The sequence below is a fragment of the Vibrio sp. 99-70-13A1 genome, from assembly GCF_013114625.1.
In the GTDB taxonomy this organism is placed as follows: domain Bacteria; phylum Pseudomonadota; class Gammaproteobacteria; order Enterobacterales; family Vibrionaceae; genus Vibrio.
Genome location: NZ_VTXD01000015.1, coordinates 31,802 through 55,769 on the forward strand (window position 1 = coordinate 31,802; position 23,968 = coordinate 55,769).

The following is a 23,968-nucleotide window of genomic DNA, read 5'->3' on the forward strand; positions in this document are numbered from 1 at the left end:
ATGCTACAAATCAAAGATCTACATGTCAGCGTTGAAGAAAAGCTGATCCTTCAAGGGATTAACCTCGAGGTCAAACCTGGAGAAGTACACGCCATTATGGGACCAAACGGGTCTGGTAAGAGTACGTTGTCATCAACATTAGCAGGCAAAGATGAATATCAGGTTGAGCAAGGCTCGATTGTTTTTAAAGACAAAAACTTAATCGACTTAGACCCCGAAGAACGCGCAGGTGAAGGGGTTTTTCTTGCCTTTCAATATCCAGTGGAGATCCCTGGGGTAAGCAATAAGTTGTTTTTAAAGACCGCTTTAAATGGCATTCGAGAATATCGTGGGCAAGAAGATATCGATCGGTTCGACTTTGAAGATTTGCTGGAAGAGAAAGCGCAGTTACTGAAAATGCCAGCCGACTTATTACATCGCTCTGTTAATGAGGGTTTCTCTGGTGGTGAGAAGAAACGCAATGACATACTTCAAATGGCGGTCTTATCACCTGACTTGTGTATTTTAGATGAAACAGATTCAGGCTTAGACATTGATGCACTTAAAGCTGTGTCTGCTGGGGTTAACGCGCTAAGGAATGACCAGCGTTCATTCATTGTAGTGACGCACTATCAACGCATTTTAGATTACATCCAACCTGATTATGTTCATGTGCTTTATAACGGGAAGATCGTGAAATCGGGTGACCATACTTTAGCGAAAGAATTGGAGGACAAAGGCTATGGTTGGATCACCGGTGAAGAATAACCAAGAGACTGGTGCCATAGATAACTTTTCGGAGATGGTTCAGCCTGAATCTTGGCAGCGAAGTCAGTGGAAAAAAGCTCTAAGCTTAGGCTTTCCTCAAAACAAAGATGAAAATTGGAAATATACCTCTTTGTCTTCGTTTAATGCCCTAGAAATCCAAAAAGCGGCTCATCAATCAATAGAGAATATTGATTTTGAAGGGCTTTGCTTAAACATTGACTGCTATCGAATTGTATTTTTGGACGGCAGGTTATTAGTTCGTTGTTCCGATTGGATCCCGAAGGTGACGGTCACGCCGCTGCAAAATCTGACAGGCGTTGAAGCTTACGAACTGTCTAAATCGGTTCGCCCAGATGCATTTACTTATCTAACGGATGCTATCGCAACAGCGGGAGTATTAATCGAGATTGAATCACGTTGTGTTGTAGAAAAACCTATTTACCTCTTTCATATCAGCAGTGGAAATACAGGTGATTCATGCAGTTACCGTCATCATTTGGAGTTGGGTTATTTATCTGAATGTGAAGTCATCGAGCATCACGTTTCATTAGCTCAAGGTGGTGGGGTAACTTTCTCTCGAATGACGAGCTATGTCGGTGAAGGTGGGCATATGCGTCACGCTAAGTTGATTGAGGAATCGACCCAACAGCATCACTTTGGTCACAATGATATTACGTTACAGCGCAATGCAAGTGCGTATTCTCATTGCTTTATGTTATCGGCTTCATTATGTCGTCACCAAACAAGTTGCGATTTGCAAGGTGAGAATGGCTTTGTAGAAATGAACAGTTTGTCTATGCCTCAAGATCAACAAACGTTTGATAGTCGGACGTACTTGAAACACTTCGCGCCACATTGCCAAAGTGAACAATTGCATAAAACGATCGCCCGAGATGAATCGAATGGTGTGTTTGATGGAATGATATATGTCACACCTGATGCGCTGAAAACAGATGGTCAAATGGATAGCCACAATTTGCTTCTAAGCAGTGATGCGCAAGTGAATTGTAAGCCCCAATTAGAAATATATGCGGATGACGTGAAGTGTAGTCATGGTGCAACAACGGGTCAGCTAGACCCAAAACAGATTGATTACATGCGCGCTCGCGGGATCAGAAAATCTAAGGCTAGACAAATGTTAGTTCTTGCTTTTGCCTCTCAAGTGGCGCTTAAAATTCGTCATCCAGGAGTTAAAGACTTTGTACTGGATAAGTTAGAAAATTCATTCGCCCAAGGAGAACATAATGAGTGAACAATCTGTCATTGAAAGCCCTTGGTTTGATGATTTTCCAGCGCTAAAAACGAAAGTCTATGAAAAGCCTCTACGTTATCTTGACACTGCAGCGACGGCTCAAACGCCAAGTTGCGTCATAGATCGAATGACATGTTTTTATCAGCAGGATTACGCTAGTGTTCACCGAGGGACGCATTACCTTAGTGGTAAAGCAACAGAGGATATGGAACTCGTTCGACACCAAGTTTCAGAGTTTATTCAAGCCGAATCTTCGAAAAATATTATATTTACGAAAGGGACAACTGAGGCAATTAACCTCGTCGCGAACAGCTACTTAAGACCTTTGTTGTCACGTGGTGATGAGATTATTGTTACTGAAATGGAGCATCACGCTAACTTAGTTCCATGGCAGATACTGTCTGAACTTTGTGGTGCGGTTATTAAAGTTTGGTCAATGAATGAAAGCGGCGAGCTCGATATTGCTGATTTAAAGAAACGGATTACTTCTAGAACACGGTTGGTTGCCGTAACGCATGTATCGAATGTGTTAGGAGCGGTGAATCCGATAAAAGACATTGTTTCTATTGCACATAAAAAAAATATTCCAGTACTCGTTGATGGCGCACAAGCAGTGATGCATCAGCAGGTTAATGTCGCGAAGCTAGACTGTGATTTTTATGTTTTTTCTGCGCATAAATTATATGGCCCGACAGGTACAGGCGTGCTTTACGCCAAATCACAGCATTTAGATAATATGGTCCCATGGGAAGGTGGGGGAGCCATGATAGATCAAGTCACACTACCGATGGGCACCTCTTTCGGGCAGGCGCCATGGCGATTTGAAGCAGGAACGCCAAATATTGCGGGTATTTTAGGGTTAGGGGCTGCAATCAATTATATCAATATTGCTGACATCAGGCGTATTTCTACTTATGAGAACCAATTGATGGGTTACATGGTGGAAAGCCTGAAAACAGTGAAAGGGATAGAGTTGTATGGTGACGACAGTAATCGTACTGGTGTGGTGTCTTTTAACATGAAGGGGCAGCATTCATTTGATGTTGGGACATTTCTAGATAGATATGGAATTGCGATTCGCACTGGTCACCATTGTGCAATGCCATTGATAAAAAGACTCGGGCAAAATTCAGTGTGCCGTGCTTCTGTTGGTATGTATACGCAGTCGTCAGATATTGATGCGCTTGTATTGGGATTGAACAGAATTAACCAATTGTTGAGATGAGCAGATGACACCGAACAAAATTTCTCGCAATTTTTCGCGTTGCAGTGACTGGGAAGAACGGTATTTATATCTTATTGAATTGGGAGAAAAACTCCCTAATTACCCAAATTCGAAAGTGAATGATGATTATTTGATAGCAGGTTGCCAGAGTCGGGTATGGCTGGGATTTGACTATGATAATGTATCTCAAACTTTCATGTTTTCGGCATTGAGTGATGCCGCAATTGTGAAAGGTTTACTGGCTTTGTTGAGAATAGCGTATCACGGAAAAACGGTAGAACAGGTATTGAATTATGACATTCGAGCGTGGTTTCAATCTCTTGATTTAGAATCACACTTAACGCCAGGTAGAACGCAAGGGCTGGATGCGATCATTGAAAAAATTCAAGAAACAGCTCGTTGTACACTGGAAGTGTATTGAACCTACCTTACATTTTACTGCATCTTGGAATCTGCCAAGGATTCATCCTTGCGGTTTAAGGAAAACTTCTGGTCAAGAACGATATAGAAAGAGAATTAATTAAATTTATGCGGGCATGTACCACTGAGTAGTATAATTGTGGTACATGCCCGCATAATCAAGGGTAGTTAATTGTGGACGACACTACCCGTTCCTAGCCAGGGTTAATGCCGGTCAAGCTCATAAAAACGTTATAAGTTTCCAAAGGAATACAGTTTGAATAATTTTTTTGAGAGCCCTTTTGTGGGTAAATCTCTGAAAGAACAAGTCACGAACCCAAATATTATCGTGGGTGAGCATAGTTACTATTCTGGTTATTACCATAATCATAGTTTTGATGATTGTGCGCGTTATTTACTCGCGGATAGGACTGATATAGATAAGCTGATTATTGGCCGTTACTGCTCGATAGGTTCTGGTGCGGTGTTTATGATGGCTGGTAATCAAGGGCACCAAAACAATTGGGTCAGCACGTTTCCATTTTTCTATCAGGATAATGAGAGCTTTGCGGATGCAAAAGATGGCTTTCAGCGTTCGGGTGATACGGTGATTGGTAATGATGTATGGATTGGCACGGAAGCTATGATCATGAGCGGTATATCTATTGGAGACGGCGCAATTATCGCAAGCCGTGCTGTCGTGACTAAAGATGTTGCTCCATATTCAATTGTGGGTTCGAACCCAGCGAAACATATTCGTTACAGATTCTCTGAAGGCGAGATAGCCCAATTATTAGAGATGAAATGGTGGGAATGGAGTGATGAGCAAGTGAAGGGAGCCATGAGCTTAATGTGTTCATCAAATATTGAAGGTCTGTATGATTATTGGAAAACGTTAATTCGTACGTAATACCCATTTTATCTGATGATTTACACATGGCACTTTAGAGCTAATTTTTGGAGTGTAGAGCAGGTTTTTGGAGTGTGACCGCAAGTCTTAGCATGCAATATCGGTTTTGGAAAAATAGCCTGTGCCTTAGGCTTGTGACCGATCTGTCACTTAATAGGTACCATGCTTCTGGTTTGCTCGTAATAGGTAGGAATATGGAAAATACCAATCAACAATTGCTGAAAAACACATTCTCGGCTTTTATCTCATTAAATCAATCCGATATGGATATAGCACTTCCTTATTTTACATTTCGCTATTGCCACCCGAAAGAGTACCTCTTTTTAAGCGGTGAGCTTCCACTTGATGTCCATTTTGTTCTGAATGGCGTTGGTAGATATTTTTATATTGATCAAAATGGCATCGAGCGTAATAAATCGTTGGTTAGAAAAGGCGGCGCTTTTGCAAGCATCAGTTCGATTGTTGAAGGTAGCCCTAGTCCATTCTTTGCTCAGGCTCTTACCGAATGTGTTATTGCTTCGATAAGCTACTCAAATTTGGTGGAGCTTTCTAAATCAAACAATAATTGGGGAGATTTTGTTCGTAAGATGTTCGAGCGTTTAGTGCTAAAGAAAGAAAAAAGAGAGGCTGGGTTTCTTATGCTGTCGGCAAAGGAACGCTACTTACAATTTCTAAAAGAGTTTGGTGCAGACAGCCAAGAAATTCCACTTCGTCATGTCGCCATGTACTTAGGCATCACCGATGTTACTTTGTCGCGTATCCGTCGCGAAATGGGCTTAACCTAGGTTCGGTAGGCTTTAACAGGGGTTAGGTAGGCTTTTTATAGATTCGGTTGGCTTAACACAGGTTAGGTGGGCTTTATATAGGCACTGTGGACTAAACATAGATTCGTTGGGCTTAACATAGGTTAAGGTGGCGTTAATTTGATTTTTATATGCTCTCGTTTTCGACAACGGAGTATCGACATGCAAAAACTACTACCACCAGTTCTGTTCTTAATTTTTATCATTGCAATGGGCTTAATGTGCTGGAGTATTAGCGCCACTCATTTACTTATCTTTCCTTTTAACCTTATTGGCTTACCTATCATTAGTGCGGGTTTGATGCTCGCGATGACAGGTAAACAGTTATTTAAGAAACTAGAAACCAATATTATGACGTTTGATGAGCCAACCATGTTAGTCACAGAAGGTATTTACCAATACACAAGAAACCCTATGTACTTGGGCTTTACTATTGCAATGCTCGGTTTTTCAATGCTCATGGGGGCTTCGGTTGTGTCCTTATTAATGGCGGTCATATTCCTATTTATAACGGACAGGTGGTATATCTCATTTGAAGAACAAATGATGCACACTAAGTTTGGTAAAGATTACGAAGAATACTGTCGAAAAGTGCGTCGGTGGATTTAAAGCCTAGAAGTCTGCAGGCGCTTCTATTTGCAGGCGCCTCTAAATAGTAGACGCTGCACGATGGCCGTGATTAACTTGTGAGATTTTTATGAGAATTACATGAACGGGTCGTGAGACTTGAGGTTCATCCTATAAGTGTTCTCAACAAAATGGATGGAATCGATATGTTAAAACTCTCTCAACTTGGACTTATTATCTCCGCTTCTGCTCTAGCTATGAATATCAACGTTATTCAGGCTGCAGAAATGGAAATTACGGTTACGAATGCAACAAAGGGCATTTATTTTACCCCTCTGATAGTCGCTGCGCACAGTGGTGATGCACGTATGTTCCGGCTTGGTGAAAGCGCTTCTTCAGAACTAGAAGCGATGGCTGAGGGTGGTGACATCTCTGGCTTATCTTCTTTAGTTGGCAATGCGGGTGGAGTGGTAGTAGAAAATCCTGCTTCGGGTATTTTGGATCCAGGTATGGCGACTACATTCAATTTAGACAGTGGAGATATGGGGTACTTATCATTAAGTGCAATGTTGTTGCCAACTAATGATGGATTTGTTGGGTTAGACAGTTGGACTATTCCTTCTGAAGCTGGCACATATAAGGCTTCACTTTATGGTTATGATGCGGGTACTGAGGCGAATGATGAGCTGGCAAGCAGTATGCCTAACCCTCCTTTTATAACTTTTGGGGCTGGTGGTACTGGGGTAGAAACTGCTAATAGCAATAATACGGTTCATATCCACCCTGGTAATCTTGGTGATAGTGACAATGCTGGTGGAATGAGTGATTTAGATAGCAGCTCACATCGTTGGTTGAACCCTGTTGCAACCATCACTATCGTTGTTAAGTAAGGGGGCTGTATGAATAAGCGAATTTTAATTGCGGCATGTGTCGCTATTACATTAGCGGGTTGTGGTGATGATAATGACACAACAAAAGCGCGTTATAGCATTAGCGTCACGAACCTTACCGCTAACCAACCTATGTCCCCTCTTGCAATAATGACTCACACAGAGGAATACAACTTATTTGAAGTAGGAAGCGCGGCATCGATGGAACTGGAATATCTTGCTGAAGGAGGAAGCAATGCGGAGCTCCTTGCATTGTCAGATTCTGAATCAAGCGTTGGAGCCTCTGTTTCTGGCAATGGCTTATTGTTACCTGGATCCACCGATAGTGTCGAACTGACGGTGACGTCTTATTATCCCTACTTATCGATTGCCTCGATGCTAGTCAATACTAATGATGCATTTGTCGGAGAAACCGGTATAGATGTCTCTGGTTTGGAGGTAGGTGGTCGTTACTCGATGAGCATGAGTGTTTGGGATTCAGGGACGGAAGCTAATGATGAGCTTTCTGAGACGATCCCCGGTCCTGCCGGTGGCGGTGAAGGTTTTAATGCCGAGCGAAATGATGATGACCGAGTAACGTTTCATTCAGGTGTTATTAGCCAAGATGATGGTCTTAGTTCGTCAACGCTTTCTGCTAACCATCGCTTTCTAAACCCTGGAGCTCAGCTTGTAATTACAAGGATTGAATAATTAATATGAAAGAAAATGCTCCCTATCTCGGTCTGCATGAGGGTATGACAATACTGGGATAGGGAGATGTCATGGAAAACAACCTCAATGCTCAAAGTGCCAAGATATTGCTTGTCGAAGATGATAATGATCTTGCTGAACTGATACAAATGCACATCAAATTTCAAGGCCATCAAACCGTTCGCGTGACAAGTTGTCGGCAAGCTCATATTGCTTATCAAGATGAACCCTTTGACTTACTTGTGCTGGACCGAGGTTTACCCGACGGTGACGGTTTGGATATTTGTCACCAACTTCGTCAAAATAATGATTGGGTTCCGGTATTGGTATTGACGGCGCGCGGTAGTGAATTAGAAAAAGTTGAAGGGTTGGAAGCTGGTGTTGACGACTATATTTCGAAGCCGTTTAGTGTGCTTGAATTCCAGGCTCGAGTTCGCAATATTCTGCGTAGAAATCAATCTAATTCAACGGATATTCCAGAATTAATTGAACCTAAAAGCACAATGGATTTTGGTTGTCTGACGATAACGCCAGAGCTCCATCAAGTGTCTCTTAATCACGAAGATGTGCCATTGACCGCTACAGAATTTACTTTGCTCCAGTTTCTCGCTAATCGCCCTGGGAGGGTATTCAGCAAAGATGAGCTATTAGAGCATGTCTGGAATACTAACCACACGGGATATTATCATACGGTTTGCAGTACCATTAATCGTTTGAGAACTAAATTGTCTGAGTCAGAAAAAGAGTTGCCTGAGTCGGAAAAAGATACGCAATTTATTCAGACGGTATGGGGCGTTGGATACAAGTTTCAGCCAAGAGTATAGGGTGTCAAGATGAAACAAAAACCGTTAAGTTTTAAATCACGATTGGTGATATTTACAAGTATTTGGTTTTGCTTGACTGCTTTGGTGATCGCAACAACCTACAACTGGCAGAAAGAAACAACCGAGCAATTCACCAAACAAAGCTTACACAAAGATCTTGCCAGTCATATGCGAGATGACAACCCATTAATGATCGGCACGGATTACAACCCGAAGGCGTTGAAGTCGATATTTCATACTCTTATGTTGATGGGACCAGATTTTGAGATCTATTTTTTGGATAGCCAAGGAAAAATTACCACTCATGCCGCCCCAGAGGAGGCTCAGTTGATGGGTTATGTTAATCTTAATCCCATCAAACGCTATTTAGGTAATCAAGCCTTTCCCATTTTGGGTACCGATCCCCGTAACCCTGATGAAAACAAAGTATTTTCAGTGGCTGCGATTGAAGAGTTAGGATCAACGGTCGGTTATCTCTACGTGGTAATAGGCAGTACACGCCACACGGCGATCGCCAACTCAATTGTGAATACCCCATACTCAGCGCTAACTGCGCTGGTTCTTTTTTCCATTTTAGGCTTTGCGTTTGGTGCTTACTGGCTTGTAAAACAGAGTTTGCTCAAGCCAATTCAGCAAGTGACTGATCAGCTTCAGAAGCAAGCTGGACATGATTTTCGTCTCAATGCCGACTTTACCTATCGCGTACCAGAGTTAATTCCCATAGCAGAGTCCTATCATTTGATGGCAAAACACATCCAACAACAATTTTTGTTGTTGGAATATCAAGCTTCAGCGAGAAAACAGAGCTTATTGCAACTGAGTCATGACTTAAAAACCCCCCTTTCTAGCGTGTTAGGTTATCTAGAAACCTGGAAGATGACTCACCCAGAGTCAGACCCATTGATTGATATCGCTTATCGAAATTGCAACAAGTTATCTATTCAACTGGAATCTCTGCTTGATTCTGCGAAGCAAGAGGCAAAACTGCCTAGTTATGAGTATCAATTGGTTGCGTTAAAACCTTTACTTGATGAGTGCGCTGAAACTATGCGTAGTCATTGTATTCGTAAGAATATCTGTTTGCAGATGGAGGTTGAGGACGGGTTGGAAACCATTGGAGATAAGCAGTTACTAGAACGTTTGATATTGAACTTACTGGACAATGCATTTCGTCATAGCCCTAAGGACGCCGAGATTCAATGTCAAATCACGGCGGATTCAAACAATGGAAAAATTTACTTTGTCTTCCGTAACTTTATTGATAATGAAGCACCAAATGGCTCGTTGGGGATAGGCACTCGCATCGTTAAATCCATCCTTATGTTGCATTACAGTGTCTTACAGACTTCTCAGGTAGATAATAGGTTTGAACAAAGCTTTTACTTAAACTCACCGACCTGACCTGACTTAACAGCAGCAGAGTGATATCTCACAAGTGAGAGTGAACAGTCGACATTCATAGGCGACTGGCACAATTTCATATTTTGGAAATGTATTAAATAATAATGGGAATTTGAAAAGCGAAAGTTACACCACCAATAGCGCTCATATCAACGTGATGAACCATTTCGATTAAATGGGCAGATTCATTCACTTGATAGCCTAGAATCTCTGCTTGTTTAAATAAGCCCTCAATTGCCGCCAGATAGGCAATATCAGACACTAAATAGACCTCACAGCAGAGGTAATAGCCTTCAGGAATGAAGTAATCATACTGCTCACTATCAACTTGCCAGTCCCCGACAGTAAAAGATATGTCTTTCCACTTTCGTTCTAATTCTGAAATAGGTGCCGTACTCATTAATCGTGTACTGTTTTCGCCATGAGTTTCAAATACTTCATCCCAGTCAAAGTTAGGTATGTCTTTAATTTTCATGCCTCTCGCGGGGTACCATACCAGTTCGGTTGGCATGTCTTGAGCCAGCTGTTTTTCAATGGACTGTTTAGCTCCTGGGTGCGACAACTTATCTAACAGTTGAGCCATATCTGCTGACGTGCCTGAGACGACGAATTGATGAAGACTTTTTGCCGTCATCCCTAATTCCCGCTTTAAAACCTTTGCCATCGCTTGAGATGAGGAATAGCCGCATTCATGAGCAATATCTGTGACTTTTAATGGCGTTTCTGAAGAAAGCAGCGACACGGCATATTGCAAGCGCACCCGACCTAAATATTGCCCCGGGGTTTCCCCGAATAACTGACTAAACTGCCTGTGAAAGTGATAGGGCGAAATGGCACTCTCTTGCGCGATTTGTTCCCAAGACAAACTCTCCGCCAATGAGTTGTGCATTGTAAATAAAGCTTTCTCAAAGCGCGTTTTGTGGTGAGCAGGCAAAGGTTTTAATAATGCCATCTCAGGTACTAACGCGTAAGGCTGTTTATTTGCGGGATCAGTCATAGTGAATGTGAGTGAGTATCGGGAACTTTCACTATGACGATTCGCCTTTTTAAATGCAACTTGTCCGATTGGATTTACCTTATGTGGTTGGCTTAATTTGGAGGTCGATCTGATTCGCTAAATCAGGTTCAACTTTTCCTTGGGACTGTTTACAGCTGAGCCCCAGTAAAACAGGGATCAATATTAGAGTGACAGTGGTGGCAAACAACTCACCAAAAACCAATGAAACAGCCGCAGGTTTTAGGTATTGCGCTTGTTCAGCACTTTCACTTAATAATGGGAGCAAGCCACAAACGGTGGTAATTGTGGTCAGGAAAATAGCTCTCATCCTACTCGTACCAGCAGTAATTAAGGCTTGATTAAGAGGTACACCATTTCTGAATTCAGAATTAAAACGCGTGATCAAAACAAGGGAGTCATTAATGACAATTCCCGTCATTGCCATCATGCCGAACATCGACAAAATACTAATAGGCAGATCCATCAAGTAATGCCCAAAGATAGCTCCGGCAAACCCAAACGGAATAACCGCCATAATAATCAGAGGTTGCCAGTAAGACTTCAGCGGAATCGCTAATAAAATGTAGACCAGTAAGAGCGTTAAAATCATTGCGGACTGAAAGCCTTGTTGGACTTCGCCCATTTCTTCAAATTCTCCTCCTGCTTTTATGGTCACATCAGGGTAACGGTTGTGAAGAGTGTCGATAGATTGACTTAAGAGTGCCATCGTGGCTTCTGGCGATTGTACCGCTCGGTTTTGATTCCAATAGACATTGACTACTTGTTCTCGATTGCGGCGGTACAGCACCTCAGGTACTCGTTCTACGGTAAAGGTGGCAATTTCACTTAAAGGAAGTGTTTGCCCACTTGGTAACATGACAGGAGTGTATCGAAGCTGAGTTTGCGTCATGCGCTCACTTCTTGGGTATCGAACAATGACTTTTGTTTCTTGTCCCTGCTCTAATAACCGATGGATCTCTCTTTGCCCGAATGCATCTCCTGCAAGTTGAGCAATTTTGTCTTGAGTGAGCCCTAACTGGCGACCATAAGAATTGAGGGTAATGCGAACTTGCTCTTGCCCGCCTTTGCCATCATTAAATACATCTGAAACACCAGGTAAGCCTTCTAGTTTCATACCGACTTCTTGAGCGACTCGTTTAGCGAGCTCACGGTCAGTGGCGGAAACGGAAATGAAAGTACCACCTGCGGGTTCTTCTGCTGCGGTGAATTGAGATGAATATACACCTTCAATTGATCCCGTAAGTGACCGCCACTCATTGGTTAAATGATTACTGGGTAGAGTAGACAGTGCTTCACTGCTCAGTTCGGCTGTCACTTCTACCTCGCCATAACCATCAGACCATGCCAGTAAATTAACAAGCGGCTCATCGATGAGTGCGAATTCTTTTTGAAGCGCTTGATTGAGTTGTAAAGCGGTGCGCTCTAGTTTATCCAGTGCTTTTTCTTGTAAAGGCAAAGGAGAGCCATCTTCTAATGTCACTTTTGCAGTGATATAGCGGCCCGGTATTTCAGGGAAAATAGCACTACGAATGGTACCACTCGCCCACATGCCATAAGCTAGGATGAAAAAGGCACTGAACCCGAGTAATGAAGCAAATTTATTTTGCAGTGAATATTGTAAGACAGGGCGGTAGTAATGCTCAGTGACATGAGCAAGACCTGATTGAGCACCGTTTTGTACGCGAGAAATAATCCCTGTTTTGCTCTTTTGTGTGTTTTTCGTTTTCATTTCGGCGAGATGAGAAGGCAAGATAAATTTACTTTCTATCAATGAGAAAAACAGAGCAAAAATAACCACGGCAGAAAACCCAGCCAGTATTTTAGCGAAGTCATTGTTAATCCAAAGCATTGGTGAAAAAGCCGCAATAGTGGTGAGCACACCAAATACCGTGGCGACAGACACTGATTTTACGCCTTTCCATGCCGCTTTTCTTGAATTGGAAGTTTTTCCTCGCTCAGAATGAATCGCCTCTCCTACTACAACGGCATCGTCCACTAAAATCCCTAGCACCAGAATAAAGCCAAACAAGGTGATGTCGTTGACACTATAGTCCATTAAATTCATGGCACTAAGAGTCCCGCATAAAGCGATAGGAATTCCCGCGGCTACCCAAAAAGCCAGTTTTATTTCCAGAAAGATTCCCAGTAATAGCATGACAATAAGCAGCCCTTGCCACGCATTGTCACCTAAACGATAAAGCTGATCTTCAATATAAGGTGCCATGTCAGCCATGGTTGAAAGGGACACGTCATCAGGCAGGCGATCGCGTTCTTTTTGGAGTACTTCTTTGATTGCACCACTCACTTGAATGAGGTTGTCAGTTTGTCGAGTACTGACCAGAAGCGCGATGGCAGACTCACCATTATTGCGAACGATGGAACCACTGTCTTGATAGTCTCTTGTGAGTGTGGCGATTTCCCCAAGGCGAACCGACCCTGACGGTGTAGACAGTATTTCGAGTACACTTAGTTTTTGTAAATCATCGGCATACCCATCACCTCGAATAATCATTCGTCCCTTAACACTTTTTAGCTCTCCGGTTCTTGCTTCTAAAGAAGATTGCTCAATGATTGAAGAAAGGGTAGAAAGGTTTAACTTCAAGCTTCTGAGTTTTTCAATGTCAGGTTCTATGATTACAATTGGATCTCGGCTTCCCCAGTTAGAAACTTTGGATATTTTAGGATGCTTCTTTAAAGCTTGAGCCACTTGTCGGGCTATTGGCTGGAGCTGGCTATCTGTTCTAGGGGCAGACACAATCACGAAAGATGCTAGGTTGGTAAATTCATCACGGGTGACTTGAGGCTTCTCCGCTTGAACCGGAAAACCACTTATCGCATTGACTTGGTTTTTTACATCTTCAAGTAACTTATCGAGCTCAGTCTCTGTGGTTTTACGAACACGCACTGTTGAAAGCCCAGCCACTGACTGGCTGGTGATTTGTTTGATCCCAGCAATGCCACTGATTGATTCTTCAACGCGCTGGGTGATGCTTTCATCGATTTGCTTAGCGCTTCCTCCCGGGTAAGCAACATGAATAACCAAGCTAGAAGGGGCTATTTGTGGGAAAGACTCAACACGCAATTGACCAAATGTTAGGACTCCACTGGCGACAATAGCGACCATTAATAAATTGGCCGCAACAGGGTTATGAATAAACCATTTTGTTAACCAACTCATTGTGACTCCTCCATGTTATAAGCAATTGAGGCAACGTTTTCAGGATCAGAGTCAAGAGCTGTTTGAGGAACGGATTCAGGAGCTGTTTCAAGAGCAGACTCAGGTGAAACTTGGGTACCTGAAATCATGGACAACAATGGGTAAGCCACTATGTTTCTTGCGCGCTCTGGTGAGTGATTGAAAATGACATAAGCCGAGTTTACGTTCTCTTCCAAGAGTTGGATGGTTTCAATTCGCAGTTTATCCTCACTGTCGACTGTCCATATATGACCATCTCTTGTTAGGGCGCTCAAAGGCACTTCCATCACTGCTTCACGCATGGCTAATGTGACTTCGATATCGAGCTGTTGGTTAGGTAAAAGCTTTGGTGTGGTTCGGTATGGGTCTTCAACCGTAAGTACTACTTGTCTCTGACGCGTAGTGCTATCGACTCGGGGGGCGATATAGCGAACTGTAGCAATATGTTCTTTTTGCTGCTTATCAATCACTTGAATTTTAGGGGTTTTTAACGCCGTAGAGATAATATTCCATTGCGGTTCAGGGATGGGAACATGAATATCTAAACTGTCACTTGAAGCTAGAGTAAACAAAATATCGCCAGATTCTAATTGTTGCTCTGGGCTTATGGCTCTGCTCAAAATAACCGCATTAAAGGGTGCTTTTATTGTGGCATCATTCAGATGCTGTTGAGCACTAATAACCGCTTGTTTGGCTTGTTTTAGTTCAGATTTCGCGGCAGCTATTTGGGGTTCTCTTCGAGCATACGCCGAGCTATTTTTATTCGATAACATCTTAAGGGCGACAGTTTGTTCATGTTGTTCACGTTGCAAGTTGAGCGCCGCTTGTTTCATTAAAGTCTCAGCTTGCGCGAGTTGAGACTCAAGGTGAGTGGTATCTATTTTGGCTAAGACTTCCCCTTTCTCTACCAATACACCGGGCTCTGCATTTTTGCTTAACCAAACTAGTTTGGCACTGCTAGGCGCTTTTATCTCAACGGGCCAACGAGCGTCACTGGTTCCTATAAGGGAAATGACTGGCTGGTGAGCTTGTGGTGAAACTAATGTCACGCTCACTGGCTGCTTTTCTTTTTCATGGGTGACGGCTTGGGTTGGCTCAGGTTCTAGCATATCGACTAAACCAATAGCACCCACGATCAGCCCAAGACTCAAAGCAATCGGTATGATGTTCTTAATTTTCATTGGTTAGACTCCGAATTGAATTCATTATGGGTTTGGGTTTGGGTTTGGGTCGGTGAGGGAGAGTTGATTTCGATCCCTGACTTAGTTTTAAGGTTTGAGTTATTTTCGAGGTCAGAACTTTTTCCAAGGTCATAGCTATTTTCAAGGTCACAGCTTTTTTCAAGACCATAGCCAAGCTGACATTTTTGATTAAGTCGTTGGCTGATATCGGTTAAGCGTGAAAGTGTTTGGAGCGTAATCGGCAATAAAATCGCGGCTTCAAGAAATTCTAAAGAATAGGTCACAGCAGAAAATAGCTGACCTGCGGTTGGTTCTATCATTTGAGTGGATAACCAAAGATTCGCGATCACTAAGCTAAAAAGAACAAAAAATATCAATCCATAAACAATGGTTTCCGCATCGGAAATCAACACTTCTCGGCGCATAATTCGTTCTAAATGGCGACGAATACCACGAAAAGGTAGACGAGATAATATGGAAACCTGTTGCTCCATTCGGTGATTCAAAGAGCTATTTAGGCGGGTAAAATAAGGGTGGAACTGAGAATAAATCACAAGCATGGCAATGCCCGCAATAATGGCGCTGATCCCTAGGTTGATATGAAAGGAACTGAGAATAATAACTGAGGCAGTTAGTTGAATGCCTGCAGTCATAAGTGGCGGCGTATCATTTTCAAGAAAATCGACCAGTTCTCTAGACATGTCCAACCTAGCATTTCGAATAGAAACGCTATTGTTAGGCGGTAACTGATTACGCATTTTAGCCTCGACTGCTTCCCCTATTTCTACACGAATACGACCGTATATACGTGTGTCATAAAAGCGCCGAATAACAGAGACAACAATTAGAGATACGAGTAATCCAGAGAGCCAATAAAGATCAGAGAACTCACCCTTAACCAGATCATCAATGGCAAATCCGATGAAAAGGGGAAGCAGCACCATGAACAGGTTCTCAAGCGCGACTAAAAACCAGGTAATCGCCACCTTGGATTTGTTGTGTTTAAGAATTGACCTGATGGTGAAGTGTGCAATGGCTGGCAAAATAAAGCCCCGACTTATTAGTTAGGAGTCATTATTTCTTATGTGAATGGATAAAAAGTGTCTCAGCTTGCTGAAATCAATTGAGTCGCTTGAGTGGTGTGTTCAGTAAGCCCGTCACTGATATAAATTAGAAGGGCTCTGTTGTTTTATGCACAAAGCGCGTTACTGCATGTGAGCAGTAACGCGCTTTTTATATTCAATGATCAGCTTAACTTGCTGTTTCTAGGCTGGTTGTAGTTCTCGCTTCTTCATTATGTAGCGCAATCTAAAGAGCATAAGAATGGCAGCCGTGGTTAACCCAGTAAGAATTCCTACCCAAAAGCCTTTTTCACCCATTGCAGGAACAATGTGATCAGTTAATCCTAAAACCATACCAAGTGGTAGAGCCAATCCCCAGTAGGAAGCAATCGCCAAAAACATTGGTATTTTCGTATCTTTATAGCCACGTAACGCGCCATTCGCTGAGGTTTGTAACGCATCGCTAAATTGGTACATGGCCGTTAGGGCGAGTAGTGTAGCCGCTGTAGCACTGATCGCCGGATCGTTTGTGTAGAGCCTGATGATCCATTCAGGGAACAATAGGAATATAGTGACAGAAAGTGAAGAAATCAGCCCTGCTACCAAAATGCCTATCTTGCTGCGTTCAATGGCTCCTAACTCATCTTTTTCACCCAGCGCATGACCCACTCGAATGGTAATACCAAATGAAATGCTCATTGGGATCACGTAAGTCATGCTCGAAATGTTCAAGGCAATTTGAGCAGCCGCGATATTTTCAGCACCAATACGACCAATCATAAGTGCAATTACAGAGAAAATACTGCCACAAACCGCAATGTTCATCCCGATAGGTAAACCTAGTTTCAATAGGTGAAGCATTTCCTTCAGTCTTGGTTTTATATCTGAAAAACTGATGATGGTTTTATAGTGGTGATGCCCTTTGATATAGGAATACAACATTCCAGACATCAGCCAATACACTAAGCTGGTGGCCCAGCCACAACCTACAGCCCCCATTTCAGGGAAGCCAAATTTACCGTAAATAAGAACATAGTTAACAGGAATATTGACCAGTAGACCAACCACCGAAATGAGCATCGGTACTTTGGTATTGTTCATCCCTTCACAAAAACCATTTAAGGTATAAAACAGAGCAATGCCCGGAACACCAAACGCTAAAGCTAGCGCATAATCGCTCGCAATCGGGATGATTTCAGAGGCAACACCAATCCATTCCAATATCGGCTTCGCACTGGCTAAATAGATGATGAGTAGAATACTTGCAAGTAGTGCTAGCCAAACCATCTGGAAAAATTCAACAGAGATACTATTAAAGTCTCGGGCACCACGGTGATAAGCCACAACAGGGGTTAAAGCCATAATAATGCCGCGCAGCAGCAATAAAACAGGGATCCATAGGCTAGTACCTAGAGCAATTGCAGCTAGATCTGCAGGGCTTACTTGGCCTGCCATTGTTGTATCGACAAACCCCATAGCTTGGGTTGCAATTTGAGTAAAAATGATGGGAATCGATAGGTGCATCAAAGCACCCGATTCACGGGTAAAAGGACGAAATTTAGTTAACATGGAGGCTCTAGACACCAATATAAATGCACGAATGAAGGCAGGATAGCGAGTGTGCATTTTAGGGTGTGCCCGTTAGGCGGCGACAATATAAACACCTTGTTTGCTAGGGTCAAGCTTTAGGCGTATTAAGGTCAGGATTACATTTAAACATTCAACTTGTATTGATGAGCGACCAAGTTTCAATGGTCGTTTAAATGATTCTTTCAGTTATGATAACACTCAGAGTGAATTAAAAAGAGCCACAGTAAATTGTGGCTCTTTGGATGTATCTATCTATTCAGATATTACAAATATCCTAACGTTTCCATACATCATAACGCTTCAAGATATTCTATCGGTTCTATCGGTTCTATCGGTTCTATCGGTTCTATCGGTTCTATCGTTATGTAGCTAATCTATGGGTTACGGATGCATCGAGCATAGTATGGGATATCTTCATTCAACCCATAACCGGCACCAACAGCATAACCCACTGCCCAGCGAAGTGAGCCTCCCGCTTTGCCTCTTAGGTCATACATTTCTTCAGGCTGCTTGAGCTTACGAGCAGGAAGAGGGCGGAAGTTTTGTTTTTCTGTTCCGACTTTTGCTGTGCTTGTCCAAAACAGGAACTTACTTGGTGTATTCGGGAAGAACTTTTCATCAATAGATGGATTCACTTTATTGAAATCACCAATTGAAATCATTTCCTTAAAGTTCGGTAAACGCCAATCGTTGTAGCCTGCGTAATCTAAAGCTTCACAATATTGGATTGAACTTTCCCAATCACGTCGATTGTAATCAATGTTTTGTTGCCACATACGGTTAGTCACTTTCTCAGTCACTGTCCCGTTACCGTTGTCTACCAAATCTAAGTTATGGTAAGCCGCACCATTATCAGCACGCACACAACGAGTCAGTTTGGTTGAGGCAGTATGTTGACCCATAGTGTGACCATCAGGGAAACCGATGTGCCAAGCATGATCTGGGTGGTTTGATACTGGGAACGTCCAAATACCCGAGCTTTGGCGAGGCATATTCAAGAATGCATGCGTATCGATTGCTGGTCGGAATTCACCGAAATCTGCAATGGTATGAAGCTCTTTAATTAACGGGTATCGCCAGTCTGAGTAACCATCTAAATTAAGCTCTGCGCAGTACTCTTTACCTTCAATCGCTGTCATCCAGATACGAGAAGAGTCACGTTCCCAAGTCAATTTAGTATTTTCGTCATAAGTCGTCAGACCTGACTCCGAAATAGTAAATTTCGGTTGAACACCTGGGTAATCAGAATCTTCACCCTTCACATCGGTAAAGTCTTGTATTTGCCCTGAATCAGGAAGTACAAAATTTTCAGGTGCTGGCATTCCAATACCGGTAATAAACTCAGTGCGTTCAATTTGCTTTAGCTCTTGCCCCGTGACATACGCGATAATGTCTTTGTAATCTTCTTCGTTATACATTTTTGCAAATGGGGTCATCATCGGAGCATCTCGGTTGGTACGAGTTCCATCACGATAATTTTTCAGCTGTTCGAAGAGATAATAAGGCATTTGACCTTTAAACGAAGGGAAGCGTTCGTTGGTGCTAACGGCTTGCTCACCATGGCAGGCTTTACAAGATTTATCGAAAATCTCTTTACCATGTTTCCAAGACTCACCGCCTACAATAGCTTCGTCTGGGCTGTATTTCATCTCTCGCTCACTAAGCAAGATAGAAACATCCGCCATGAGCTTTGGAGGAAGTAAGTAAACAAATTCTTTCATTTGAACAGAAAGGCCAGATGTTCGAGTGCCATCCATATCAGACCATTGGTTATAAATGTACTGCGCAGGAAGCCCTGCAAGTTTTGGGCTGATGGTTTCTGGTACTTCTTCTTTTGCTGGGCGGTGGCAACCCATAAAGCAACCAAATGATGCTCGATAAGCCGCTTGTTTCTCTTCTGAGCTTAAATCGTCAATCGTGCGATTGATGGTGTAGTCTTGCAGACCATTATTTACATCAGGATTTTTATCTTGAGTTTGGTTATCAGCAAAAGCATGACCAGATACTAAAGTGGCGCCGATAATGATTGATAAAGCGGATAGCTGAGTCGTCATGTTAGAAGCCCCCTTGAGCCATTAATCGCATTTTTTCTTCGGCACGTTCTGCCATGTTTTCTTCTAATTGAGGGTGAGCGATATCGTAGTGGCAGCTAGAACATTTCCACTGTGGGTCGGTATCTTTTTTAGCGAAAGCTAGGTTATGAGTCCAATCTGCTGGCTCGCTTTCTGCCGTTGCTAAAGAAGCTCGGCGCTCAAGATCTTTGTGACAATTTACACAACCAGAATCGAAGACATATTCTGTACGTTTAGGGTGTAGAGCTTGGTAATCTAACGCTTCCATACCAAGTACATACTCACCCCATAAGTGACGCATTCCTGAAGTCCCTTTAACGTAAAGTTCGTCCACAATGTTTGACTTTGGCATATGGCAGTCAACACATTCTGCGACGAATCCATGGGAGTTATTACCGCCATGAACTGAGTTAGCGAAGGTTTCAACCATAGGTTCCATGGTATGGCATGATGCACAAAATTCGTTGGAACTTAGGGCGTGGATCGCTTCACTGGCAGGCAATGCAACCAGTAACCCTAGCCCTGTCCCAACCACTAAAAGTGCAGCGATGACTTGGCGTTTAACACCTTTCAAAAATTTCATCTTTCGCTCCTTATTAGTGCTTGTGCTTGTGCTTCATGTTCATTGGAATATCCGCTGACTTAATGACTTTCGCCATACAAGTTGGTTCATCAAGGTAGGTAGACCAAATTGAAAGTTCGTATTCTTCGCCAGCAACAGGTCGTTTATCGAAGTTACGAATCATTAAGTGCTTACCGCCTCGTTCAAATTTGATTGTTGTGTTGGTTTCTTTAATTTTGAATTGAGTCAGTTGCTTCATTTTCATCACACCGTCTTCCATTATGGTGTCATGAATTTCAACGGTTTCAGATAAACCTTTAATGGTTGCACCTTGGATTGATTCCAAACCTGGGATACGAAGATCTTTCACTTCATCAGTAACGTTGAAACGAATATCAAAGAAGATACCTGTTACATTTGAATTCGGAGCAGGCTCTGCAATCACACAGTTCGTCAGTTCAAGTGCTGCTTGGCTAGAAAATGAAGTGACTAACCCAAGCGCTAAGAAGATTTTTTTCATATTGACCTCAAACAATAATGGGCAGTAAGAACTGCCCTAAGTGATTAGAAATTGAAAACAGTACCGAGAGATACATTGTCGTCTTGGGTGTCATCGGCAAAATCTGCGTATTCGGCATAGACACGGAAGTTATTGGTGATGTCGAACGAGACATTGGCTAAGTAGAGGGAGTCGTCCTGCCATTTACCAATTTCTGTATCAAATTCTGAATGCTGGTAACCAAGCTTGAAGGTTAAAGAGTCTGTCGCGTGGTAAGTACCAGAAGTACCGTACATGCGTCCATCACCGTATTTGTGATGATCCTTGGCGAACTCGTAAGTAGCCGCGATAGCGAAAGTGTCGTTATGGTATTCCGCCATGCCGATGTAGCGTTCAAAATCCAAATCTTTACCGTTTGCATCTACGCCGTCATGAGCATTTGCATCAGAGCGCTGGACTTTAATGGAATAATTTTTTTCAACATAGGCAAGACGAAGCGCAAAGTTGTCGGCTTCTGTGTCGTTGTCATCAAATGCTGAAACTACCGCTGCCGTTGCGGTTAACTTGCCCAAAAACTTAGGGGTGGTGTATGAAAGAGTATTTGTGCCAATCACACCTTGGTTAACAAACAGTGTTGAGCCACTAGAACGGTGCTGATTATTGGTATCGAAGATATCAACAGGTTTGAATAAATGAAGGTAAGCACCTTTGTAACCATCACCTAGAACTAGCGTTCCATAGTCATGGGATTTAAAAATTAAATTGGCTTGTGAAAGATAAATATCTTCATCATTATCTTGTGTTTCATTATCTGCGTATTCAGCGGCAAGGGTAACAAAGAGGTTACCGTAATCCGTTTCATGCACGCCGCGCATTCCCACTTCTGCTAATTGAATTTGAGTTTGGTGATCGTGATTAGCTTCTTTAATTACGTTGCCTTTAACAGACCCGAAAAAATCCAGTTTTTTGAACACATCATCTGTGTTTATTTCAGCTGAAAGTGTTGGGTATGCTGCTAAGGTTAATGTTGTTGCCACCGTTAATTTAGTTAATTTCACTCTGAACCCCTATGATTCTTCATTGTTATTTATTTCAGGTATCGACCTGATAATTGATGTTTCTAAAACTGTATTTTTAGAACGATCTTTCTAGAACAAAGTGAGTGGCAGCATGATGTAAATCTCTTTGCCCTAAGAGGGAAGCAAAAATTAGGAGGCATGGTTAATAGATGGTTTGTCTATTTAAAACACCGGGCAAGATTTATAAAGAAGCCAATTCCGCGTTCTAAATACGCGCTCTAAACTGAAGGATTAACTACCCCAAAATGGTTAGTTAATAAGTTTTGTGAGAAGTATATCGATGAGAATTAATTGGAATATATAGGTCCATAAATGAGTGTTATTTAAAATCTGAATACCTCTGGATGAGATCAATAAAACTTTATATAACGACCATTTTTGATGACAAAGGCTTGTATTTACGTTATCAATCGGGTGTTTCTAAGATCGATTCTTAGAGCGTTTTCTACGAACGTTTTTGGGAAGAAATTTTACCTGTGAAATTTTTCTATATAATTGACTTAACGTGTCATTGATAAGTACGACTGAGGATTGAATGGATATTGAAGCCGTTAGAATGTTTGTTTTACTCGCCGACAAATTGAACTTTACGGAAACTTCTCGGCTGCTTTTAGTCAGCCAGCCAACCTTAAGCCGAAAGATTAAAATGTTGGAAGAAAGCTTAGCGGTAACCTTGATTCATAGAAGGGGTGGGCACATTAGTTTGACTCCACAAGGTGAAACATTCTTATGTGAATCAATCAAGCTTCTTAAACAAATCGATAAAACCATTGAGCTTGTTCAAAATGAGCGAGAAGACGAATCCGGTACAATCCGTGTCGGTTGCCTTCATCCTATGGCAAAGTTCATTACAGATAACTTCATTGTCGATTTTCATAAACGTTTTCCCGACATTTCTATCCACTTCAAAACGATGATCCCGAGAACCTTAAGTTCTTTCGAAGAAGTGGACATTATGATCGCCCCATTTTGGCCAGAAGATGATTCCGTTGTTGCAAAACGGCTCCCACGTTTCCGTCGTTACTGCTATGCCTCTCCCGAATATCTTAAAGAAGCCGGTACGCCGACAACTATCGATGAGCTGGTTAATCATGACTGTGTGACTCAAACCAACGCGGTAGAAAACCAACGTGTTTGGGTACTTCGAGATGAAGAAGGGAATAGAAAAGAATTAGAAGTGCATGGCGTGATGGCTGCAGACTCTATTGATGTCACGATAGAGCTAGTCAATAAAGGCTTTGGAATAGGCTTAATTTCGCCACATAAGGCTTTAGAGTTTTTGGATAGCGGAAGGCTTATTAAGTTGTTCGATGGAGAATGGTTTATCGAAAATCACATGTATGTCATGTATAAACAAAATGCGCACATGCCAAAGCGCTTTAAGATATTTGTCGATGAATTTTCCAAAACGTATAGCCAGTTAACTCATGAATAGTGTGTAAGTTAACGCTATTCATATTTACAATTACAGGTAATTAACGAGCTTGTTTTTCTGGTTAACTACCTGTGACCGAATACCGGCCGCTTATTAACAGCCTTCCTTAATCTTTACCGCTTAAATTCCGCGCCATAGCCTTTGAGACACGTTCAAACGCTTCTAGATCATCGTGAGTAATATCGTTTGTCATCTTCTTAAAGATCGTTTTATCTACTCCAGAAATCTTTTCCATTATCTCTTGACCTTGGGGAGTAATTCGTAAGCATTGGCTGCGTTTATCTTCAGGGTTTGGCTCTTTCACTATCAATTCTTGCTTAAACAAGCTGCTCAATAGTCGAGTGACTTGTGCTTTATCCCTATCTAAAAAATGCGCGATATCAATAGCAGTACATTGTGGTTTCTTGCTGATTATTTTTAAAACCCGTACATGCATAGGCGCGATATCTAAGTCGAGTGACTCTATTTGAACTTGCATATTTCTTTTAAGGCTATGGACTAATTTGAACAAACTATCGAGTGACCGATTATCAGACATGAAGAATACTCCCTTGGAAACTAGTTGAC

Annotated in this window: 22 protein-coding genes; 12 read left to right on the forward strand and 10 right to left on the reverse strand. The window is 42.3% G+C overall.

The features are described 5' to 3' along the window. The 11 genes from sufC to F0226_RS11440 all read left to right on the forward strand — a co-directional run bounded on the left by sufC (position 1) and on the right by F0226_RS11440 (position 9,708). Positions 1–747, forward strand: coding sequence for a Fe-S cluster assembly ATPase SufC (gene sufC, locus F0226_RS11390; RefSeq protein WP_171735752.1), 747 nt, complete (start codon positions 1–3; stop codon positions 745–747). Beyond that, positions 722–1,999 (forward strand): Fe-S cluster assembly protein SufD, encoded by a 1,278-nt coding sequence (sufD, locus tag F0226_RS11395; RefSeq protein WP_171735753.1) that lies wholly within the window; start codon positions 722–724, stop codon positions 1,997–1,999. Before sufC ends, sufD begins: the two co-directional genes overlap by 26 nt. Then, on the forward strand, positions 1,992–3,224 hold the full coding sequence (locus F0226_RS11400; RefSeq protein WP_171735754.1) for a SufS family cysteine desulfurase: 1,233 nt from the start codon (positions 1,992–1,994) through the stop codon (positions 3,222–3,224). Before sufD ends, F0226_RS11400 begins: the two co-directional genes overlap by 8 nt. A 4-nt stretch (positions 3,225–3,228) precedes the next feature. Beyond that, complete coding sequence (locus F0226_RS11405; RefSeq protein ID WP_171735755.1) at positions 3,229–3,645, forward strand: SufE family protein; 417 nt, start codon at positions 3,229–3,231, stop codon at positions 3,643–3,645. Positions 3,646–3,900: 255 nt separating this feature from the next. Then, positions 3,901–4,533, forward strand: coding sequence for a type B chloramphenicol O-acetyltransferase (gene catB / locus F0226_RS11410; protein WP_171735756.1), 633 nt, complete (start codon positions 3,901–3,903; stop codon positions 4,531–4,533). A gap of 194 nt (positions 4,534–4,727) precedes the next feature. Beyond that, positions 4,728–5,318 carry a Crp/Fnr family transcriptional regulator gene (locus F0226_RS11415; RefSeq protein ID WP_171735757.1) on the forward strand — a complete coding sequence of 197 codons (591 nt, stop codon included), beginning with the start codon at positions 4,728–4,730 and terminating at the stop codon, positions 5,316–5,318. A 180-nt stretch (positions 5,319–5,498) separates the two neighbouring features. Beyond that, the gene (locus F0226_RS11420) at positions 5,499–5,945 is read left to right on the forward strand and encodes an isoprenylcysteine carboxylmethyltransferase family protein (RefSeq protein WP_171735758.1); all 447 of its coding nucleotides are present in this window, start codon (positions 5,499–5,501) and stop codon (positions 5,943–5,945) included. Positions 5,946–6,109: 164 nt separating this feature from the next. Beyond that, complete coding sequence (locus F0226_RS11425; RefSeq protein WP_171735759.1) at positions 6,110–6,793, forward strand: spondin domain-containing protein; 684 nt, start codon at positions 6,110–6,112, stop codon at positions 6,791–6,793. 9 nt (positions 6,794–6,802) lie between these two features. Further along, on the forward strand, positions 6,803–7,483 hold the full coding sequence (locus F0226_RS11430; protein WP_171735760.1) for a spondin domain-containing protein: 681 nt from the start codon (positions 6,803–6,805) through the stop codon (positions 7,481–7,483). A gap of 71 nt (positions 7,484–7,554) precedes the next feature. Then, positions 7,555–8,307 carry a response regulator transcription factor gene (locus tag F0226_RS11435; RefSeq protein ID WP_171735761.1) on the forward strand — a complete coding sequence of 251 codons (753 nt, stop codon included), beginning with the start codon at positions 7,555–7,557 and terminating at the stop codon, positions 8,305–8,307. A 9-nt stretch (positions 8,308–8,316) separates the two neighbouring features. After that, positions 8,317–9,708 carry a HAMP domain-containing sensor histidine kinase gene (locus F0226_RS11440; protein WP_171735762.1) on the forward strand — a complete coding sequence of 464 codons (1,392 nt, stop codon included), beginning with the start codon at positions 8,317–8,319 and terminating at the stop codon, positions 9,706–9,708. A gap of 94 nt (positions 9,709–9,802) precedes the next feature. On the opposite strand, the gene F0226_RS11445 is transcribed toward F0226_RS11440, so the two are convergent. The 9 genes from F0226_RS11445 to F0226_RS11485 all read right to left on the reverse strand — a co-directional run bounded on the left by F0226_RS11445 (position 9,803) and on the right by F0226_RS11485 (position 21,945). Next, entirely contained in the window at positions 9,803–10,705 is a 903-nt protein-coding gene (locus tag F0226_RS11445; RefSeq protein ID WP_171735763.1) for a helix-turn-helix transcriptional regulator, read from the reverse strand. A gap of 79 nt (positions 10,706–10,784) precedes the next feature. Beyond that, positions 10,785–13,904, reverse strand: coding sequence for an efflux RND transporter permease subunit (locus tag F0226_RS11450; RefSeq protein ID WP_171735764.1), 3,120 nt, complete (start codon positions 13,902–13,904; stop codon positions 10,785–10,787). Further along, positions 13,901–15,103, reverse strand: coding sequence for an efflux RND transporter periplasmic adaptor subunit (locus tag F0226_RS11455; RefSeq protein ID WP_171735765.1), 1,203 nt, complete (start codon positions 15,101–15,103; stop codon positions 13,901–13,903). Before F0226_RS11455 ends, F0226_RS11450 begins: the two co-directional genes overlap by 4 nt. Further along, on the reverse strand, positions 15,100–16,146 hold the full coding sequence (locus F0226_RS11460; RefSeq protein WP_171735766.1) for an ABC transporter six-transmembrane domain-containing protein: 1,047 nt from the start codon (positions 16,144–16,146) through the stop codon (positions 15,100–15,102). The genes F0226_RS11455 and F0226_RS11460 overlap by 4 nt, the downstream gene beginning before the upstream one ends. A 222-nt stretch (positions 16,147–16,368) precedes the next feature. Further along, positions 16,369–17,733 carry an MATE family efflux transporter gene (locus F0226_RS11465; RefSeq protein ID WP_171735767.1) on the reverse strand — a complete coding sequence of 455 codons (1,365 nt, stop codon included), beginning with the start codon at positions 17,731–17,733 and terminating at the stop codon, positions 16,369–16,371. Positions 17,734–18,128: 395 nt separating this feature from the next. Next, positions 18,129–19,808 carry a DUF1566 domain-containing protein gene (locus F0226_RS11470; RefSeq protein WP_171735768.1) on the reverse strand — a complete coding sequence of 560 codons (1,680 nt, stop codon included), beginning with the start codon at positions 19,806–19,808 and terminating at the stop codon, positions 18,129–18,131. 1 nt (position 19,809) lies between these two features. Then, positions 19,810–20,409 carry a NapC/NirT family cytochrome c gene (locus tag F0226_RS11475; RefSeq protein WP_171735769.1) on the reverse strand — a complete coding sequence of 200 codons (600 nt, stop codon included), beginning with the start codon at positions 20,407–20,409 and terminating at the stop codon, positions 19,810–19,812. Between the two features lie 13 nt (positions 20,410–20,422). Next, on the reverse strand, positions 20,423–20,908 hold the full coding sequence (locus F0226_RS11480; protein WP_171735770.1) for a copper chaperone PCu(A)C: 486 nt from the start codon (positions 20,906–20,908) through the stop codon (positions 20,423–20,425). A 44-nt stretch (positions 20,909–20,952) separates the two neighbouring features. Beyond that, entirely contained in the window at positions 20,953–21,945 is a 993-nt protein-coding gene (locus tag F0226_RS11485) for a porin (RefSeq protein ID WP_171735771.1), read from the reverse strand. A gap of 556 nt (positions 21,946–22,501) precedes the next feature. Here F0226_RS11485 and F0226_RS11490 point away from each other — a divergent pair. Next, positions 22,502–23,401 (forward strand): LysR family transcriptional regulator, encoded by a 900-nt coding sequence (locus F0226_RS11490; RefSeq protein ID WP_171735772.1) that lies wholly within the window; start codon positions 22,502–22,504, stop codon positions 23,399–23,401. Between the two features lie 106 nt (positions 23,402–23,507). Here F0226_RS11490 and F0226_RS11495 read toward each other — a convergent pair whose 3' ends face one another. Beyond that, a complete protein-coding gene (locus F0226_RS11495; RefSeq protein ID WP_171735773.1) occupies positions 23,508–23,939 on the reverse strand; it encodes a MarR family transcriptional regulator in 432 nt (143 codons plus the stop codon). Between the last annotated feature and the right edge of the window lie 29 nt (positions 23,940–23,968).

Bases quoted from the DNA above. Each gene is read 5' to 3' on its own strand.
- sufC (WP_171735752.1), top strand. From the start codon at position 1: ATGCTACAAATCAAAGATCTACATGTCAGCGTTGAAGAAAAGCTGATC.
- sufD (WP_171735753.1), top strand. From the start codon at position 722: ATGGTTGGATCACCGGTGAAGAATAACCAAGAGACTGGTGCCATAGAT.
- F0226_RS11400 (WP_171735754.1), top strand. From the start codon at position 1,992: ATGAGTGAACAATCTGTCATTGAAAGCCCTTGGTTTGATGATTTTCCA.
- F0226_RS11405 (WP_171735755.1), top strand. From the start codon at position 3,229: ATGACACCGAACAAAATTTCTCGCAATTTTTCGCGTTGCAGTGACTGG.
- F0226_RS11415 (WP_171735757.1), top strand. From the start codon at position 4,728: ATGGAAAATACCAATCAACAATTGCTGAAAAACACATTCTCGGCTTTT.
- F0226_RS11420 (WP_171735758.1), top strand. From the start codon at position 5,499: ATGCAAAAACTACTACCACCAGTTCTGTTCTTAATTTTTATCATTGCA.
- F0226_RS11425 (WP_171735759.1), top strand. From the start codon at position 6,110: ATGTTAAAACTCTCTCAACTTGGACTTATTATCTCCGCTTCTGCTCTA.
- F0226_RS11430 (WP_171735760.1), top strand. From the start codon at position 6,803: ATGAATAAGCGAATTTTAATTGCGGCATGTGTCGCTATTACATTAGCG.
- F0226_RS11435 (WP_171735761.1), top strand. From the start codon at position 7,555: ATGGAAAACAACCTCAATGCTCAAAGTGCCAAGATATTGCTTGTCGAA.
- F0226_RS11440 (WP_171735762.1), top strand. From the start codon at position 8,317: ATGAAACAAAAACCGTTAAGTTTTAAATCACGATTGGTGATATTTACA.
- F0226_RS11445 (WP_171735763.1), bottom strand. From the start codon at position 10,705: ATGACTGATCCCGCAAATAAACAGCCTTACGCGTTAGTACCTGAGATG.
- F0226_RS11450 (WP_171735764.1), bottom strand. From the start codon at position 13,904: ATGAGTTGGTTAACAAAATGGTTTATTCATAACCCTGTTGCGGCCAAT.
- F0226_RS11455 (WP_171735765.1), bottom strand. From the start codon at position 15,103: ATGAAAATTAAGAACATCATACCGATTGCTTTGAGTCTTGGGCTGATC.
- F0226_RS11465 (WP_171735767.1), bottom strand. From the start codon at position 17,733: ATGTTAACTAAATTTCGTCCTTTTACCCGTGAATCGGGTGCTTTGATG.
- F0226_RS11470 (WP_171735768.1), bottom strand. From the start codon at position 19,808: ATGACGACTCAGCTATCCGCTTTATCAATCATTATCGGCGCCACTTTA.
- F0226_RS11475 (WP_171735769.1), bottom strand. From the start codon at position 20,409: ATGAAATTTTTGAAAGGTGTTAAACGCCAAGTCATCGCTGCACTTTTA.
- F0226_RS11480 (WP_171735770.1), bottom strand. From the start codon at position 20,908: ATGAAAAAAATCTTCTTAGCGCTTGGGTTAGTCACTTCATTTTCTAGC.
- F0226_RS11490 (WP_171735772.1), top strand. From the start codon at position 22,502: ATGGATATTGAAGCCGTTAGAATGTTTGTTTTACTCGCCGACAAATTG.
- F0226_RS11495 (WP_171735773.1), bottom strand. From the start codon at position 23,939: ATGTCTGATAATCGGTCACTCGATAGTTTGTTCAAATTAGTCCATAGC.